Source organism: Lacticaseibacillus absianus (assembly GCF_013407595.1).
Lineage (GTDB): Bacteria > Bacillota > Bacilli > Lactobacillales > Lactobacillaceae > Lacticaseibacillus > Lacticaseibacillus absianus.
The window spans coordinates 678200-695287 of sequence record NZ_JABEKX010000002.1 but is presented as its reverse complement, the minus strand read 5'-3'; the positions used below and the strand labels follow the sequence as shown (position 1 = coordinate 695287).

Genomic DNA, 17088 nt, shown 5'->3' with positions numbered 1-17088 from the left:
GCAATTATGACCCATCTTTTCAACACCTATGCCCGTTACCCGTTAGACCTCGTCCAAGGGCAGGGCACGCAACTGACCGATGCCACCGGTCACGAGTACCTAGATTTCACCAGCGGCATCGGGGTCTGCAGCTTCGGCTACCAACACCCCGCGATCACTGCCGCCGTCGCCACGCAACTGCAGCAGGTCTGGCACACCTCGAACCTCTACGAGAGTCAGTTACAGGAAGCCACGGCCGCACTGCTCGCCGGGGCGGATCAGCGCGTCTTCTTCTGCAACTCTGGGACCGAGGCCAACGAAGCGGCCCTGAAGCTTGCACGCAAGGCGACCGGCAAAAACCCAGTGCTCGCGTTCAACAATGGCTTCCACGGCCGCACGTTTGGGGCCATGTCCATGACTGGTAACCCCGACATCCGCCAAGGTTTCGGTCCACTAGTCCCGGACATCGAGTTCGCCGATTACAACGATCCAGAGGCGGTGACTCAGATCACGCCAGACTTTGCGGCCGTGATCCTAGAGGTGATCCAGGGCGAAGGCGGCGTGTATCCCGCTGACCCCAGCTGGGTGCACGCAGTCGCTGACGCCTGCCACGCCAACGGGGTCCTGCTGATCATCGATGAGGTCCAGACCGGGATCGGGCGCACCGGCACCCGTTTTGCGTACGAAGGCTATGGGCTCGACCCAGACATCGTGACCTGCGCCAAGGCGCTGGGGAACGGTCTACCGATCGGGGCGATGATCGGTAAAGCCGCTTTGGCCCCCGCCTTTGGGCCCGGCGTACATGGCTCAACGTTCGGTGGTAATAAACTTGCATTGGCCAGCGCTCAGGCGGTGCTGACCGCGCTGACCCCCGCATTCCTAGCGGCAGTCCAAGCTAAGGCCACGCGCGCTTGGAGCATGCTGACGACGCAGATCGCACCGCTGCCAGCCGTCACCGGCGTCTCGGGGCGGGGGCTGATGATCGGCATCCACTTGAACCCACAGGTGCCGGTGGCCCACGTGATCCAGCGACTGCAGCACCAGGGGCTCCTGACGCTGTCGGCTAAGCACAATACGCTGCGGCTACTGCCGCCGTTGGTGATCACAGAACACGACCTGCTGGCCGGCTTGGCCCAGATCGCCCAAGTGTTGAAGGAGGAAGCCTGATGAATCACTTCAAGAACCGGTCGTTTCTCAAGGAATGCGACTTTACCCCCAGGGAGCTACAGGTGTTGATCGACTTCGCCCAGCACCTCAAGGCCCTCAAGCAAGCGCACGTGCCGCATCCGTACCTACAAGGCAAAAACATCGCGCTACTGTTCGAGAAGACCTCGACACGCACACGGTCGGCCTTCACCGTCGCCGCCACTGATTTGGGTGCCCACCCGGAATTCTTGGGCAAAAACGACATCCAGTTCGGTCAAAAAGAGTCGACGGCTGACACCGCCAAAGTACTCGGAAGCATGTTCGATGCCATCGAGTACCGCGGCTTCGCACAGACCACCGTTGAGGCACTGGCCGCAAACAGTGGGGTGCCGGTCTGGAACGGGCTGACCGATGAGTGGCACCCGACGCAGATGATCGCCGATTTTCTCACGCTTCAGGAGCACTTTGGCCAGCTGAAGGGGCTGACGCTCGCGTATTTCGGGGATGGCCGAAGCAACATGGGTAACTCACTGCTGGTCACCGCCGTGATGCTCGGTGTCAACATCCATATCGGGGCCCCGGAAGCCCTGTGGCCAAGCCAGGCCGTGATTCAGCTCGCGCAGGGCTACGCCAAGCAAGCCGGCAGTCAGGTCCTGCTGACCGCAGACGCCAAACAAGCGGCGCAGGGGGCTGACGCGGTGTACACCGATGTCTGGATCTCGATGGGCGAAGCCGTCGATCCCGCTGAGCGTATCCAGCAACTGCTGCCTTATCAGGTCAACGCCGAACTGATCGCCGCTACCGGCAAGGACCCGCTGATCATGCACTGTCTACCGGCTTATCACGATCATGACACCGTCGTCGGCCAACAGCTCGGCGAGCAGTTCGGCTTGGCCGCCCTTGAGATCACCGACGAGGTCTTCACCAGTCCCCGTTCAGTCGTGTTCGAAGAAGCGGCCAATCGGATGCCGGCGATCAAGGCGATCATGGCCGCCACCCTGGGCGATCCATTCCTCCCAGATTACTTGTTCGACTGAGCAGATACGCCGGGCACACAATTGAACGCACTTGGCCCAAGGCTGGGCGCCGCGATCCCCGATCTAGGGCGATCCAAGCGTCCGGCCTTTGTCTGTGCCTTGCGGGTGGTGCCCAATCGACTTCACCAGCGCGATTTTACCTGTACTCGTACTCGCGCTGGTGACGTATTACAATAGAGCTAACAAGGAGGAGTCACCATGCATCTTGCAATCGTTGAAGACGACCCATTGGCACGGGCCGCACTGGCCCCTGTACTCGAAGCGGTGGGGCAACACCAGCCGTTGAGCTGGACTTTTTTTGCTAGCGGTGAGGCGCTATTGTTCGCCCTAGACGAAGTCCCGGTGGACCTCGTGATCCTTGACATCAAACTGAGCGGTATCGATGGGGTCACCGTTGCCAAGCGGCTCCGCCAACGCGATGCCGAGTTGCCGCTCGCCTTCTTGAGCAACTACGACCGCTATGTCTTTGACGGCTACGATGTGTCAGCCATGGCCTACTTGCTCAAGCCGCTGACAGTCGATCAGCTCGAACGGCTGCTGGTGCGGGCGCAGTCAGACCGACACGAAGCGGCACTACTGGTGACCACGAGCAAGGGGCTTGTGCGCGTCTATCTGTACGATCTGCGCTATCTGAGCGTGCAAGGTCACTACACGGAGCTGGTCACGCAGACCGAGCGGCTGACCGTTAAGCAACCCTTGGCCGAGCTAGCTGCACAACTGTCACCGGCCTTTGTCCAAACCCATCGTGCCTATTGGGTCAACCTGGGTTACGTGTCTGTGGTGGGGGAGTCCCAGATCACTCTGAACGACGGGACTCAGCTGCCCCTGGCTCGGACCGCGAAGTCGGCGGTGAAACAAGCGCTACTCGCGCACTACAGGGGGATCGCCAATGATCGTCGATAGCCTGATCGCCAGCCTGCTGCTCGCCGCCAGTGCCATGCTACCCGTACACCGGTGGGGCCACCTCACACTGGATCTGCTCGTCCTGGTCCTCGTACTCGGCGTGCACCAAGTCCCAGCAACACTGCTCCTACTAACCGGAAGCGCTGTGATCCTCGCCTGGCGTCAACGCACCGGGGGCCTGATCGTGGAGGCCGGTTGCCTTGGACTTACGCTGGCTGGAACGCTGTGGCAGCCACACGCTGCCCTCGGCTGGAGCGCTGTGGGCCTTGCATTCATGGGCTTGCGGCGCGTCTGGTCGACGGAACCAGATTGGATCGTGCGCCTAGCGGCCAGCGCGCTGGCGGCGCTGCTGATCAGTGTGCTCTGGTCCGCTGATGGCTGGCCGCAAGCCGCGCTTGTGATCACCTTGTTAGGCGGTGGCGGATTGTACGCGTACGTGCGGCACACGCTATTTCACGCCAATGACCTCACTGTCGCGCGGTCGCTGGACCAGATGATGGCCAGCTATGTGCAGGAGCTAGACGCCTTGTACGCGCGCGTGCGCGGTTGGCGGCACGACTACCATGACCACCTTCAAGTCCTCAAGGCGACGCTGGGCCAGGGGCAAGTCGCGAGTGCGCAAGCATACTTGGCGACACTGGAGGACAAACTGCATGAGGTCGACACCATCGTGCATTCCGGCGATCGCCTCGTCGACGCTGTGGTCAACGCCAAGCTCACGATCGCCGGTCGCCTGGGGATCCCCACCGATGTCAGCGTGTTCGTGGGTGAACGGCCACTGCGCGACGAGGTCGACATGGTCGTCATCCTCGGCAACCTGCTAGATAATGCGATCGAGGCGATCAGCGCGCAGCCGGTAGGTGAGCCACGCAGTCTGCGGGTCTACATCACGCTGGCGAAGCAGCAATTGTACATCTCGGTGACCAATTCGATGGCTGACGCTCAGGCCATCGATCCCGCCTTCGCGTCGACCAAAAACGATCGGCGCGGCTTAGGCCTGCGGCGGATCAACGCACTGGTCGCCAAGTATAACGGCATGATCAACCGCCAGTATGAGACCGGTGTGTTCGCCACGGAGATCTTACTGCCGCTGGCGACGATCACCAACTGACCGTTCAGGCGCGTTTTGGCCCCACTCAGGGTCAAAATGCGCCTGTGTTAGTCTTCCCGCGCTACACTGGGCGAAGTAAAGGAGGTGAGGCGGATGAATCGACCATCCCCTCAAGAACATCTGCTGACATGGTACGCCCGTGTCCTGCGCCAGGCCCAGGGCCACTTCTTATGGCTGATCCCCGCGCAAATTGCGAGCCAACTGACGATCACGCTGATCACGGCCGGGTTACCAGCCTGGTTGGTGGGCCAGCTAGAGGTCCACACGCCTGGTGCCCGCCTCGCGCTTGGGATCGCCGGGCTCTCTTTGACGCTCGCACTCGCGACGTGGCTTCGGCCGACGTTGCGCACCCGGCTGTTGGCCCACCAAAGTTTCGGCCGTCTGCGCCTCAGCTGGGGGGCCGAAAAAGAATTCGTGACCGGTGACTACCAGAACGTGATCGACCCGGTGTACCGTGAACGCTATGAGGCAGCGGCGCAGTTTGCGACTAATACCGACAACGCCGCAGCCAGTCAGCTGTTCACCGCTGTCAGCGATACCTTGAGCGCGGCGAGTATGACCCTGATCCTCAGCGCGTTACTTGGGCGGATCATCTGGTGGCTCCCGTTGGTCGCGATCCTCGTCGCGCTCGGCGCCGCTGGTCTGCTCGCGTGGGCACGGCGGGTCCGCACCCGAGTCCGAGACCAGAACCAAGCGCTGTATAACCAACAGTGGGTCGTCCAATCCGCGGCGTTTGCCCAGAAGAACGCCAAGGATCTCCGGCTCTACCACATGGCGCCTTGGTACGGCAAGCAGCTACACACGATCAAACGCAAGCGCTACGGACTACGCCAACAGATCGAACGGACACAGTGGCTCGCCACCACCGGAACGCACTGGCTGGGTGCGGCGCGAGATCTACTCGTCTACGGCGCCCTAATCGTGGCGATCCAGCATGGCCGCATTGACCTGAGTACATTCACGCTGGCCTTTGGGTTGATCGGTGAGGTCAGCCGGAACACTACAATGATGCTGACGAGCTGGCATCAGTGGCAGCTGCACCGCCATGACTTGGCGGCGTTCACACCGTTCTTGCCAACGGCCCCAGCCGCCGAGCCTGCTCCGAAGTCGCTGTCGGCCGCACCGACCATCCGCTTCATCGACGTCAGTTACACCTATCCCGGCAGTTCAACGCCGACACTGCATCACCTGGACCTGTTGATCCCCGGTGGGTGTAAGGCGGCGCTGGTCGGCCGTAACGGGGCGGGCAAGACGACCTTGACGCTTCTGTTGATGGGCCTGTTGACCCCGCAACACGGCACGATCACGCTGGATGACCAGCCGCTGAGCACGATCCCAACGGCAACGCTTCGACGGTTGTTTGCCCCGGTCTTTCAAGACGGGCTGGTGATCGCCGACACCTTGCGCCAGAACATCTTGATGCACCAACCCGAAGCACCCCAACGCCTTCAGCATGTCCTGGTGGCAACTGGCCTGCAGCCGCTTGTTGACCGACTCCCCCAGGGGCTAGACACGCCGCTGACGACTAAGCTGGACGACGCCGGCATGGACTTATCCGGCGGCCAAGTCCAGCAATTGATGCTAGCGCGTGCGCTATACCGTGACGGTGCGATCCTAGTCCTCGATGAGCCAACGGCCGCCTTAGACGCCCTGGCGGAACGCCGCCAGTATGAGGCCTACGAGCGCGAAAGCACTGGCAAGACGAGCCTGTTCATCAGCCACCGGTTGGCCTCAACGAAATTCTGCGACCAGATCTATTACTTACAAGACGGGCACGTGACCGAGCAGGGCAACCACGACGCCTTGCTAGCGCAAGGCGGGGCCTACGCCGCGCTATTTGCCATCCAGCGTCGCTACTACCAAAAGGAGGTGAACCCGGATGCACCGACAGTTTGACTATCTGCGTTTTGTCCATCAGCTCGACCACACGATCTTGCCGTTGGCGGTCGTTGCGGCCGTGCTGACCGTAGCACAACCGCTGCTGATCGCGACTCTGCTAGGCTGGCTTCTGACCCGCTTAGTCACCACCGGGGCCACAACGACCTTGCTGATGTGGACCGCCGGAGCTGTGATCGTGATCGCAGTTCTCAACACCGCTAAGTCGTTTTGCGATTATCGCTACAACCTAGCCGCCACGGCGCTGAACGACCGCGTCGATGAACAGGTCACCCAGAAGCTGATGACGGTCAGCTACGCCACATTTTTGACCCAACCGTTTCGCGACGAATACTCGGCTGCGATCAGCGGGTGGACGTATACCGGTGGCTTCCAGAACTACATCCATGACCAGCTCATCGCGGCGCTCACGCTCATTATTTCTGCGTTGGCCGGCGGCGCAGTGATCGTGCGCTTGATGCTCAGTCGCCCGGTACACAGCGCCGGTTGGTCGGTGTGGGTCAATGGTTGGCGATTCGCAACGTTACTCTTGATCTTACTAGGGACCGTGCTCGCGATCACGGTCGCCAGTAATCACTTGTCTGCGCGTTTGGGGGCAGCCTTTTACCAGTTCAACGTTCGCCTCAACACCGTGTTGAATTACTACGTCAACGAACTGTTGCGCCCGATCGCAAACGGGAAACATTTGCGCCTGTACGATCCCGACCATTGGTACTTGAACCAGGATCGGGAGGCCACTGACCGGCTGATGACCCGGAGCAACCGGCTTTGGATCCGGCGCAGTCAAGCGGGGATGCTGGTCAGTGTGGGACTCGTGCTGGCCGTCGGCTGCCTGTACCTGCTTGTCAGCCTCAAGGCGCTCAGTGGGGCGATCGCTATCGGGACCGTGGTCCTCAGCGTTGGCTACCTGAGTCAGCTGATCACTGCGATCGCCGGTTACTTCATGCTGCACCCCCAGGCGGCCGCACTGTACGACGCCCTGGATCATTACCTTCAGTTCCTGAACTACCCCGATCCACCGGCTGCTGGTTCGATCCCCGTTGAAAAACGACTCGACCGTCAGTTCAGCGTCCACTTCGACGATGTATCCTATCGCTACCCAGGCGCAACCGAAGATGCCGTCAGTCATGTGACCTTAACGCTAGAGGTCGGGCAGCGCCTCGCGCTCGTCGGCCCTAATGGAAGCGGTAAGACCACCCTGATCAAATTACTGATCCGCATGCTGACACCGACCAGTGGGCGGATCACCCTCAATGGCTTTGACATCCAAAAATACGACTTGGCCGAGTACCAGGCGTTATTCGCCACCGTCTTTCAAGATTTCCAGCTATTTGCGTTCTCTGTGGCCGAAAACGTCGCCGTATCGCCGAACGTGGATCGTGCACGGGTCGCCCAGGCCCTGACGATTGCCGGCGTGGCCGAGCGCGTCTGCGAGTGGCCGAAGGGGATGGATACCGCTTTGACGCGTGAGCTAGACCCAGACGGCGTGACTGTTTCCGGGGGTGAGGCACAGAAGCTCGCCATCGCCCGTGCCTGGTACAAGGACTCACCATTCATCGTCCTCGATGAGCCGACTGCCGCGTTAGACCCCGTCTCCGAGTACGAGATCTATCAACATTTTGACGCCCTGATCGCCGATCGGACTGCCCTGTACATCTCACACCGAATGAGTGCCACTCGATTTGCCGATCAGATCCTCGTCATGTCGGCTGGCCGCTTTGTCCAGCGCGGGACGCACGCGGCACTCATGGCCGAGCCCGGCTTGTACCGAGACTTATTCTCCGCCCAGGCCGACTTGTACCAGTGATCGCTTGATCGCTCGACTTGATCGCCTGGGCGGCTGATCACTCTAGACGAAAAACCGGTGCCTCGACAAGGCACCGGTTTTTCGTCTACGGTCCAGGCAAGCTCATGACAATGCCGTGATCAACGGCTGCAGGGCGCGCTTGAGGCGCGCTGTGGCCGTCGCAAACAAGACTGGGTCCGGTGCAGTCAGTTGCACTTCACCGAACGCACGCGTCGCAATGTAGCAGCGATAGCGAAGTTCTACCTGCAGCGCGGCCACGCCAGGTAGGCGACCGTATGTCTGAGTGATATCGCCACCGGCAAAGGGATGATTCGCCGCGACACTGAACCCTTCATCAGCAAGGGCGGCGCTGATCCGCTGCCGTATTGCGCGCGAAGCGGTCAGGTCGTGCCGGTTCCCGATCACCACATCTGCCGGCGGGGTCTCGTGGTCGTGCGGGTATTCCGCAAAACTGTGCAGATCGAGCAGCACGACCCGGCCAAACGTCGCCTGCTTAGCCGCCAACAACGCCTGTAGCCGATCACGATAGGGGGTGTGGTAAGCGCGCAGCCGAGCCTGGATCACCCTAGGCGGCAGGGGGGTTCGATACAATGGGTGCCCAAACGTGTTGCGCGTGTAGACTGCAGTCTGCTCATACGACCCATCATGCGGACCACGTCTCGACCGATTGGGATCGGCCACATAGCGGTTCACACGGTTGACTAACGTGGTCACCCCCATGGCAGGCAACCATTCATACAGCGCTGGTAAGAACCAATCCGTGTTCGCCAACACGACATCTGGCCGCAAAGCCGCCCGCATGCTGGCCGGACACCAAGTCCCGCTGTGCGGTAGGCTGACGACCAGCGGCCATCGGTGGGTGAATTCGTTGGCCACAGTGAGCAGGGGCATTCGATCGACCTTCTTTCGGGTGATTCGTGACGAAACTATCTCGATTCATTATAGTCAGATGATGTAGCACGATGCAATCAGCCTCGCCACCGGTCGCCGAGGCGACACGTTATGGCAAGCCGGTCAGCGTAGCGAATCGGACGTTAGGTGCCGGTGCAGGTTAGCGTCCCTTGGTGAGGGTTTAAGGGGAAACGTTTACGGTGTATGCTATGGTATAGGTTATAAGGAATTTGCTTCAACGAAAAAAGACTGACAAACAGATTCGCAACGGGGGACTTGGTGTGACTGCTTTGAGGCGTCTGTACCAGCCAGCGCTTAATCTGGAGGTAAACACATTGATCTTTCCACCACTTTTAACCAATCAAAAGACGCTAGAAGACCGCCTGAAGCAGCTAGGTATCCGCGATTCAACAAGGATGGTTTACGCCCGCCCTTGGAATGATTCTACGACTACTGCCGGCGCGCTTTTTATCGGCCCATCTATCTGGTTCTTAACGGCGTGCTTTAATCGGCCCAGCTTTATTGTCTTCGAAGAAAATCAAATTGCCGTTGTCAGAACCTTTGCGGTTCACACACACGTGACTCGCTTTGACAGACATCGTTTGACCGACTTCTCGCTTGCGCCTGTCGCGGCCGCAAAGTCTAACGATAATGGCGTCGGTTATCAATTGACGTTTACCAGCATGGGGCGGACATACAGCTACTTCGTCTTATCTCAATACAAGCTGCCTAAGAATCAGTATCTGACCCTGAAACTAACTCAGACGATCAAATTTGTTCAAACGTGGAAAATTAACCTGATATCGGCGTTCGCCTCAACGGGCGTATAAAAGAGCCGTTGAATCATCAGCATAGTCAGGCATAGACGCGTCGTTGGGCGTTACGCCTATGGCTCTTCTATTGGTTTTACGGCATTGCATATCTCACATTTGATTTTAGGCAATTGAAAAAGGGCGGACGTCGTCATGATTGATGACTATTTGAGTGAAGCAGATTGCGGCATATAAAGGCTTCTTTATGACATGACGATGACGGAGTCAAGGTAAGGCTCGCGCTGCAATGGCGCGCACCTTAAACCCACAGTCGAAATACGATCTCGCATGAGCGCCTTTGGCGCCAAGTGGTCCGAGACAACAGGCTGTTCAACCCTAAGCCACGTCAGCATATTCTCGGCTGTCATGCCACGATCACCGAAAATCGTGCTCATTGACGCAAGTGATCGGCACGTTCAACGAGCGATGCTCATGACTGACTTGTGTGGCGATCACAAAGGCTCCGTCGGGATAAGCGCTCGTCCCAGTTATCGGTAGTTCGAAGAGGGCAATTGCATAAGACTGGATGCGAACTACCGCCCACTTTTTAGTTAACATAATATATATTATACGAAGAAATGCAACCGAAGTTGATCGCGCCCACAGTTCGGCCGCGATCCAATATCCAACCACTGCGCGCATGCGCCGATCCACGGCGGATCCACAGCGATCACCGCCGCCATGTGCTTCAACGGCTGATGGCACCGCCGGCGTACCGGCACGACCACACCCAACGACTTGGTCATCACGCCGCCACCCAAATGCGCCGAACGCTCGCGCCATAACCGGTCCACCAAAAAGCACGCCATCCCGTTGGCTTCCGGGATGGCGTGCTTGAATCGACAACACAGGCTGATCGCTCAGTCCACACTGCTGAAGCTAGCAATGGTCGCTGCGTCCAGGCGCCGTAAGAGCGTCTGGACCAGCTGGGTCGACGCTTGGAAATCGCTTAGCGCCGTATAGTTGAACGCGGTGTGCTCGTAGCGCACCGGGATCCCGACCACGATCGTCGGGATGCCTTTCCAGTACCCGATCGCTGCCCCATTCTGTCCCCCACCGGTACGGACCGCACGGGTGTACGGGAGGTGCAACTCATCGGCAAGGTCGGCGGCAAACTGCTGGAACTGCGGGTTCGCGATGTAGGTGGTGTCCATATCGCGCAGCATCGGGCCACCTTTCATCCGGGTCTGGCTAAGCCAGTCTGGCTCGAAGGTATCATCGGCTGGGCAGCCTTCAAAGACGATGGCGAGGTCCGCCTCGACCTTGCGCGCGGTCACATACGCACCACGCAGCCCAACTTCTTCCTGTGTGGAGAGGCCTGCGACCACATCGACACCCAGCGCTTCACCGTCTAGGGTCGCCAGTGTGTCGACCAGCGCCGCGCACCCGATACGATCGTCGAATGCCTTGCCGAAGAACACGCCGTGCTTGGCATCGAATTGGCACGCCACGGTCGGCACGATCGGACACCCGGTGTCGATGCCAAAATCATTGATGGTCTCTTCACGGCTGGTGCTCCCAACGTCGATCGACATCTCGGCGATCTGCGGGACCGTGTTGCGTTCAGCAGCGGTCATGAAGTGCGGTGGCTTAGTCGCCACGACCCCTTGGACATACTCGCCCCGCTTGTTGCGGATCGTGACGCTCATCGCGGGCACGTTCGTCGGCACCCAGCCGCCGAGCGTGACGAACTTGATCAGCCCGCTTGGCCGCACCGCTTGGACCAGCAGGCCCACTTCATCCGCATGGGCGTCCAACTGAACGACCGGTCGCTTGCCGGTGTTCCCGTTACGCGCAGTGAGCGCGTTGAACATCCCGTCGATCGTCGTCGTGCCATATGGCGCGACGGCATCGCGATACAGGCGGACCACGGGCTGCTCATAGCCAGATGGCCCGAAGGCGTTCGAAAAGTTCTGGATCAGTTGGATCTGTTCAGCTTCTTGCATGGATAGGACCTCCTCTAAAAAAAGCGCCCAATGGTGGGCGCTTCGGCGTTACGCTTCGTAGGCTGCCTGCAGCGGTGGGACCACTTGCTTCTTGCGGGACACGACGCCTGGTAGTGCCAGCCGCCGATCCGCGTCAAAGGTTGCCCCGAACGCGGCTTCCAGCTTATCTTGGTCCTGACCGTACGCCAGGCCGATCGAGTTCGAATTCAGGATGTCGGTCGCGATCAGTACGAACGTATCGTAGCCGTTCTGCTCGGCTTCTGCCTTCATCGTGGCTTCGATCGCCGCCTGACGCGCTTCGATCTCGGTCAGATCGACGACATTGACTTGACCGATCCGGACTGTCTTACCGGCCATCTCGAAGCTCTTGGCGTCGCCCTCGACGATATCCAGATCTGACTTGGCTGCCAGGTTGGTGCCTGCCTTCAGCATGGCCAACCCGTATGCTTCCAGGTCGAGACCCGCGATCGCGGCAAGTTCAGGCAGGACCTCACGCTCAAGCGGCGTGGTCGTCGGGCTCTTGAGCAACAAGGTGTCAGAGATGATCCCGGAAGCCATCAGGCCGGCCAGGGTCGCCGGGACCGTAAAGCCTTTTTCCTTGAACATCTTGTAGATGAGCGAGTTCGTGCTCCCCACGGGTTCGGCCCGGTAGAACAGCGGCGCCGCCGTCTTGAAGTTCGCGACCCGGTGGTGATCCACCACGCTTGCGATCGTCACGTCGGCGATATCTGCCACGCTCTGCTGGAACTCGTTGTGGTCGACGAGCATGACCGTGTCGGTCTCGTTCGCCGCCGTCTTGATCACCCGTGGCGCCGCGACCTTGAAGTAGTCCAGCGCGAACTTGGTCTCATCGTTCGGTTCGCCCAGTGCCACCGCCTCAACGTCAGGGTTGCCGAGCTGGCGCTGATACTCCGCCCAGCTCATCGCACTTGTCAGCGCGTCCGTATCTGGATTTTGGTGGCCAAAAATCAATGTCGTCATGATTGGTTCTCCCTTATGTTTGTTGGTCTAAAAACTACTCATTCAGTTTAACACGGTTCTCCGCGACCCGCGACAAGTAATCCTTGTCCGCAAGATATTCATCGAAGGCGGCGAGCAGCTGCGCAACGCGCGGGATCTTATCCTTATCCTTGCGGAAGACGAACGCCAGCTCAAAGTTCACGGCGGGCTCAAACGCGACCGCATACGCATGGATCTGCTCCTGGTGCGCCTGATAGAAGGAATTCGGCAAGGCGGTGTTGATCCCGGTCCGGTTGATGAACTGCATGATCTGATACGGGGTCGTGAACTGGGCAACACAATGCGGGTAGTCGACCAGCTGATTCTTGTAGGACTCCTTCAGCAAGTGGCTGAGGAAGTACGTCTCTGGATACGTGACCCACGGGCTCTCGTTCGTGTCGCGGAAGTGGACCCGCTTGCGCTTGGCGAGCTTCTCGTTATGGTGCAGGAACAGCAGCTGCTCGTCAATGATCTTACGCGACTGGTACGGCTTCCAGTTCTTGATCGTGTCGTCTGGCAGGTACATGATCGCCAGGTCGATCTGGTTGTTCTCGAGGTGTTCCCAGATCTCGTGACGCGTCATGTTGAGCAGCTGGACCTGCACCGCTGGATTCTTCAGGTAGTAATCCGCGATGAACCCGGTGAAGGCCCCGTCTTCGATCGACGCCAACAGCCCGATCTTGATCACCCCAGTGTTTGCATTGGACGCTTGCTGGATCTCATCGGTCGCCTGATTGAGGACCTCGTAGATATCGTGCGTCGCACTGAGCATCGTGCGCCCAGCGTCGCTCAGGTGCAGTTTCTTGCCCACCGAATAGAACAGCGGTGCCCCCACCGTCCGTTCCAGCTTCTTGATCTGCTGCGTCAAGGCTGGCTGTGTGATGCCCAGCAACTGTGCGGCTTGAGTGTAGTTCATAGTTTCTGCGAGCTGCAGGAAGTAGGACAACGTCTTAGACGAGAAGATACTTTCTTGTTTAGTCTTCATCATGGGACCCCTTTGCGCGAATGCGTTTTCTCAAAAACAACTTACTGACCCAATAATAAGTTAAAACAAAAAAAGAAGCAACAAAAATGCATGTTACTTCTTATGATTTGGAAAAGTTTATTCAGTTGGCGGGTAACCAGCTCTTCCAGCCGGTATAGTCCGCGGTGTGCAGCAACGCCTCGGCGTTCTTGACGCGATCCGCCGTCGGTGGTTCGATCCCGTCCAGCGGGTACGTGATCCCCAATTCGTTGTATTTCTTAACGCCCAGAGTGTGGTACGGCAGGACCTCGACTTTTTGGATGTGATCCAAGGTCTTGATGTAGTCCCCGAGTTCAGCGAGGTAGTTGTCGTAGTCTGTCCGCTGTGGGACCAGAACGTGCCGGATCCACATATCGCAACCATTCGCCGACATCCACTCCACCATATCGAGGATGTTCTCATTGCCGAACCCAGTGAGCTTCTTGTGCTCGGCCGAGTTGATGTGTTTGATATCGACCAGTGAGATGTCCGTCACTGCCATCAGCTGCTTGAACTTCGAGAACCACGGCTCATCGCGAGTGAACGGGTTGCCCGAGGTGTCCAGGCACGTGCTGATGCCGCGCGCCTTAGCCTTAGTGAACAGATCGATCAGAAAGTCGATCTGCACCAGGGACTCCCCGCCCGAGCAGGTCAGCCCCCCGGTCTTGCCCCAGAAGGCCCGGTAACGCTCACAGTCATCCAACAGCTCGTCTGCGGTCATCTCGGTGCCGACCCCGATGTTCCACGTGTCGGGGTTGTGGCAGTACTGACACCGCATCCGGCACCCTTGAAGAAAGATCACGAACCGGATACCCGGGCCATCGACCGAGCCGAAGCTTTCGACCGAGTGGACATACCCCTTGATCGGCCCGTCGTCGGTCAGCCCGACCTGATCCAAGATGTTCAGTGGGCTCTTGCTGTTATCAATCAATTTCATCGTGATGACCTCCAATGTGTGGTACTAGCCTAAGCATAGGCCCTAATGGTTTTGACCACAAGCGGCAAGTACGTTTGCCGCCTCTGGACAAAACGGGAGCCATGGGCTCCCGTTTTGATGGTGCATGACTGTTGATCAGCTTACATCTCTTCGAAGAAGGTCCGGGCGATGACGTCGTCTTGCTGTTCCTTGGTCAGGTCTGCAAAGTAGACACAGTAGCCAGAAACACGGACGGTCAGCGTTGGGTATTCTTCTGGGTGCTTCTGCGCATCGATCAGGGTCTCCTTGTTGAAGACGTTGATGTTCAGGTGCATCCCGTTGTTCTCCATGTAGCCGTCGATCATGTTGACCAGCGTGTCCTTGCGGGTCTCATCATCATGGCCAAGAGTGTTCGGGGTCACGCCGAACGTGTTGGAGATCCCGTCTGTTGCGTAGTGATAAGGAATCTTCGCGGTGGACATCAGGGATGCCAGCGCCCCGTTCTTTTCTGCGCCGTATGCCGGGTTCGCACCTGGGGAGAATGGTTCGCCCTTTTGGCGGCCGTTAGGCGTAGTCCCAGTGTTCTTCCCATAAACCACGTTGGAGGTGATGGTCAAAACAGAGGTCGACAGCTTAGCGCCGTGGTACAGGTGGTGCGTGTTCATCTTGTTGTAGAAGAACTTGATCAGCCACTTCGCGATGTCGTCTGCACGATCATCGTTGTTCCCGTAGCGTGGGTAGTCTGGGTTCTCGGCTTCAAAGTCGATCGCGACACCCTTTTCGTCACGGATCGGGTGAACCTTCCCGTACTTAATTGCGGAGATCGAATCAACGGCATGGGAGAAGCCGGAGATCCCGGTCGCGAAGGTGTAGTCCAAGCGCGTGTTCTTCAGGGCCAGCTGCGCAGACTCGTAGTAGTACTTGTCGTGCATGTACTGGATCGCGTTCAGCGCGTTGACATACACGTCGGCCAGCCAGGTCGCTTGAACGTCGAACTTCTTCATGAATTCATCGTAGTTGATGACGTCGGAATCGATCGGTTCGGTTTCAGGCCCGACTTGGGTCTCACCGATCTCATCCATCCCACCGTTGATCGCGTACAGGATCGCCTTGGCCAAGTTGGCGCGGGCACCGAAGAACTGAACGCCGTCTGCGATCGGCTGAGCGGACACACAGCACGCGATGCCGTAGTAATCAGTGCCCCATTCGGTGCGCATCAGGTCGTCGTTTTCGTACTGGATCGTGGAGCTGGTGATGGAGACTTCGGTCGCATAACGCTTGAAGCCTTCAGGCAGCTTGTCGGACCAGAGCAACGTGATATTAGGCTCAGGCGCAGCCCCCATGTTGTCGAGGGTCTTCAGGAAGCGGAACGCCGTCTTGGTGATGTGGTGACGGCCATCGAGTCCGACCCCACCCAGAGACAGGGTCGCCCAGATCGGGTCGCCCGAGAACAGGGAGTTGTATTCTTCCGTGCGGATGAAGCGAACCATGCGCAGCTTCATCACCAGGTGATCGATGAATTCTTGTGCCTGTTCTTCGTTCAGCAGGCCCCGCTTCATGTCGCGTTCGATGAAGGCATCGATCGTGGTGTCGATGCGGCCAACGGACATCGCGGCCCCGTTTTGGGTCTTAACGGCCGCCAGGTAGCCGAAGTAGATCCACTGAACGGCTTCTTGGGCGTTCGTCGCTGGCTTGGAGATGTCGTAGCCGTAGCTCGCCGCCATCTTCTTGATGTCGTTCAGGGCACGGTACTGATCGGAGACCTGTTCGCGCAGACGGATCACATCGTCGGTCATTTCGCCGTCACCGATGTTGTTGAAGTCCTTGACCTTGTCTGCCATCAGCTTGTCGATCCCGTAGATCGCGATCCGTGGGAAGTCGGCCACGATCCGGCCACGCGCATAAGCATCTGGCAGGCCGGTCACGATCTTGTAGTGACGTGCCTTGCGCATATCCGGCGTGTAAACATCGAAGACCCCTTGGTTATGAGTCTTGTGGTAAGCCGTGAAGATCTTGTGCATCTCTGGATCTGGCTTGTAGCCGTAAGCCTCCAAAGCATCTTCAGCCATCCGGATCCCACCGAAAGGCATGAAGGCGCGCTTGAGCGGCTTGTCGGTCTGCAGCCCAACGATCGTTTCGAGGTCCTTGTTCAGGTACCCAGGGCCGTGGCTGGTGACCGTGGCAACGACTTTGGTGTCGGCGTCCAGGACACCGCCAGCTTCGCGTTCTTGCTTCTTCAGGTTCAGCACCTGGTTGTTCAAGGTCGTGGTCGCTTCGGTCGGGCCGGCGAGGAACGATTCGTCGCCATCATATTGGGTCAGATTGTGCTGGATGAAATCGCGGACGTTGATCTCATCTTGCCAATCCCCACCGTTGAACCCTTCCCAGTAGGTCTTGATGTCTGTTTTGTCTAACTGCTTCATCTGGATAGCCTCCTAATGTTGATTTCATATCACAGATTTTACATTCTTAGTATAACACATCACAATCATCGTGCAAGCACTTTCTTTCCTTATGTTTCGGGTAGTTAATCGCTTTCGCGTCAAGTGCTCACCGATGATCTTAGAAAAACATTTCACGAATTTATTTTTGGTCAGAAACCGCGTGTGCCCGAATGTAAGCGGTTATTGTGCCACTCAATT

The 17088-nt window shown here is 58.4% G+C and carries 14 protein-coding genes; 7 read left to right on the top strand and 7 right to left on the bottom strand.

Annotated elements, in window-relative coordinates; all coding sequences use genetic code 11:
* Positions 1-6 precede the first annotated feature (6 nt).
* The 6 genes from argD (at position 7) to HII33_RS08605 (ending at position 7879) form a co-directional block, all read left to right on the top strand.
* Positions 7-1146, top strand: coding sequence for an acetylornithine transaminase (gene argD / locus HII33_RS08630; RefSeq protein WP_179395398.1), 1140 nt, complete (start codon positions 7-9; stop codon positions 1144-1146).
* Positions 1146-2162 carry an ornithine carbamoyltransferase gene (gene argF, locus HII33_RS08625; RefSeq protein ID WP_179395397.1) on the top strand — a complete coding sequence of 339 codons (1017 nt, stop codon included), beginning with the start codon at positions 1146-1148 and terminating at the stop codon, positions 2160-2162. Before argD ends, argF begins: the two co-directional genes overlap by 1 nt.
* Positions 2163-2360: 198 nt before the next feature.
* On the top strand, positions 2361-3065 hold the full coding sequence (locus HII33_RS08620) for a LytR/AlgR family response regulator transcription factor (RefSeq protein WP_179395396.1): 705 nt from the start codon (positions 2361-2363) through the stop codon (positions 3063-3065).
* Positions 3066-3339: 274 nt separating this feature from the next.
* A complete protein-coding gene (locus tag HII33_RS08615; protein WP_179395769.1) occupies positions 3340-4176 on the top strand; it encodes a sensor histidine kinase in 837 nt (278 codons plus the stop codon).
* A 93-nt stretch (positions 4177-4269) separates the two neighbouring features.
* The gene (locus tag HII33_RS08610) at positions 4270-6072 is read left to right on the top strand and encodes an ATP-binding cassette domain-containing protein (protein WP_179395395.1); all 1803 of its coding nucleotides are present in this window, start codon (positions 4270-4272) and stop codon (positions 6070-6072) included.
* A complete protein-coding gene (locus HII33_RS08605) occupies positions 6056-7879 on the top strand; it encodes an ABC transporter ATP-binding protein (protein WP_179395394.1) in 1824 nt (607 codons plus the stop codon). The genes HII33_RS08610 and HII33_RS08605 overlap by 17 nt, the downstream gene beginning before the upstream one ends.
* A gap of 102 nt (positions 7880-7981) precedes the next feature.
* Here HII33_RS08605 and HII33_RS08600 read toward each other — a convergent pair whose 3' ends face one another.
* Entirely contained in the window at positions 7982-8770 is a 789-nt protein-coding gene (locus HII33_RS08600; RefSeq protein WP_179395393.1) for an N-formylglutamate amidohydrolase, read from the bottom strand.
* A gap of 335 nt (positions 8771-9105) precedes the next feature.
* Between HII33_RS08600 and HII33_RS08595 the strand changes: the two genes are divergently transcribed.
* Positions 9106-9600 carry a hypothetical protein gene (locus HII33_RS08595; RefSeq protein ID WP_179395392.1) on the top strand — a complete coding sequence of 165 codons (495 nt, stop codon included), beginning with the start codon at positions 9106-9108 and terminating at the stop codon, positions 9598-9600.
* Positions 9601-10148: 548 nt separating this feature from the next.
* On the opposite strand, the gene HII33_RS08590 is transcribed toward HII33_RS08595, so the two are convergent.
* The 6 genes from HII33_RS08590 to pflB all read right to left on the bottom strand — a co-directional run bounded on the left by HII33_RS08590 (position 10149) and on the right by pflB (position 16869).
* Positions 10149-10391 carry a hypothetical protein gene (locus tag HII33_RS08590; protein ID WP_179395391.1) on the bottom strand — a complete coding sequence of 81 codons (243 nt, stop codon included), beginning with the start codon at positions 10389-10391 and terminating at the stop codon, positions 10149-10151.
* A 51-nt stretch (positions 10392-10442) separates the two neighbouring features.
* On the bottom strand, positions 10443-11528 hold the full coding sequence (locus HII33_RS08585) for a M42 family metallopeptidase (protein ID WP_179395390.1): 1086 nt from the start codon (positions 11526-11528) through the stop codon (positions 10443-10445).
* 48 nt (positions 11529-11576) lie between these two features.
* Positions 11577-12509: a manganese-dependent inorganic pyrophosphatase gene (locus HII33_RS08580; RefSeq protein WP_179395389.1), complete on the bottom strand. Its 933-nt coding sequence runs from the start codon at positions 12507-12509 to the stop codon at positions 11577-11579.
* A gap of 34 nt (positions 12510-12543) precedes the next feature.
* Positions 12544-13512, bottom strand: coding sequence for a LysR family transcriptional regulator (locus HII33_RS08575; RefSeq protein WP_179395388.1), 969 nt, complete (start codon positions 13510-13512; stop codon positions 12544-12546).
* 121 nt (positions 13513-13633) lie between these two features.
* A complete protein-coding gene (gene pflA, locus HII33_RS08570) occupies positions 13634-14467 on the bottom strand; it encodes a pyruvate formate-lyase-activating protein (protein WP_179395387.1) in 834 nt (277 codons plus the stop codon).
* A 140-nt stretch (positions 14468-14607) separates the two neighbouring features.
* Positions 14608-16869 (bottom strand): formate C-acetyltransferase, encoded by a 2262-nt coding sequence (gene pflB / locus HII33_RS08565; RefSeq protein ID WP_179395386.1) that lies wholly within the window; start codon positions 16867-16869, stop codon positions 14608-14610.
* Between the last annotated feature and the right edge of the window lie 219 nt (positions 16870-17088).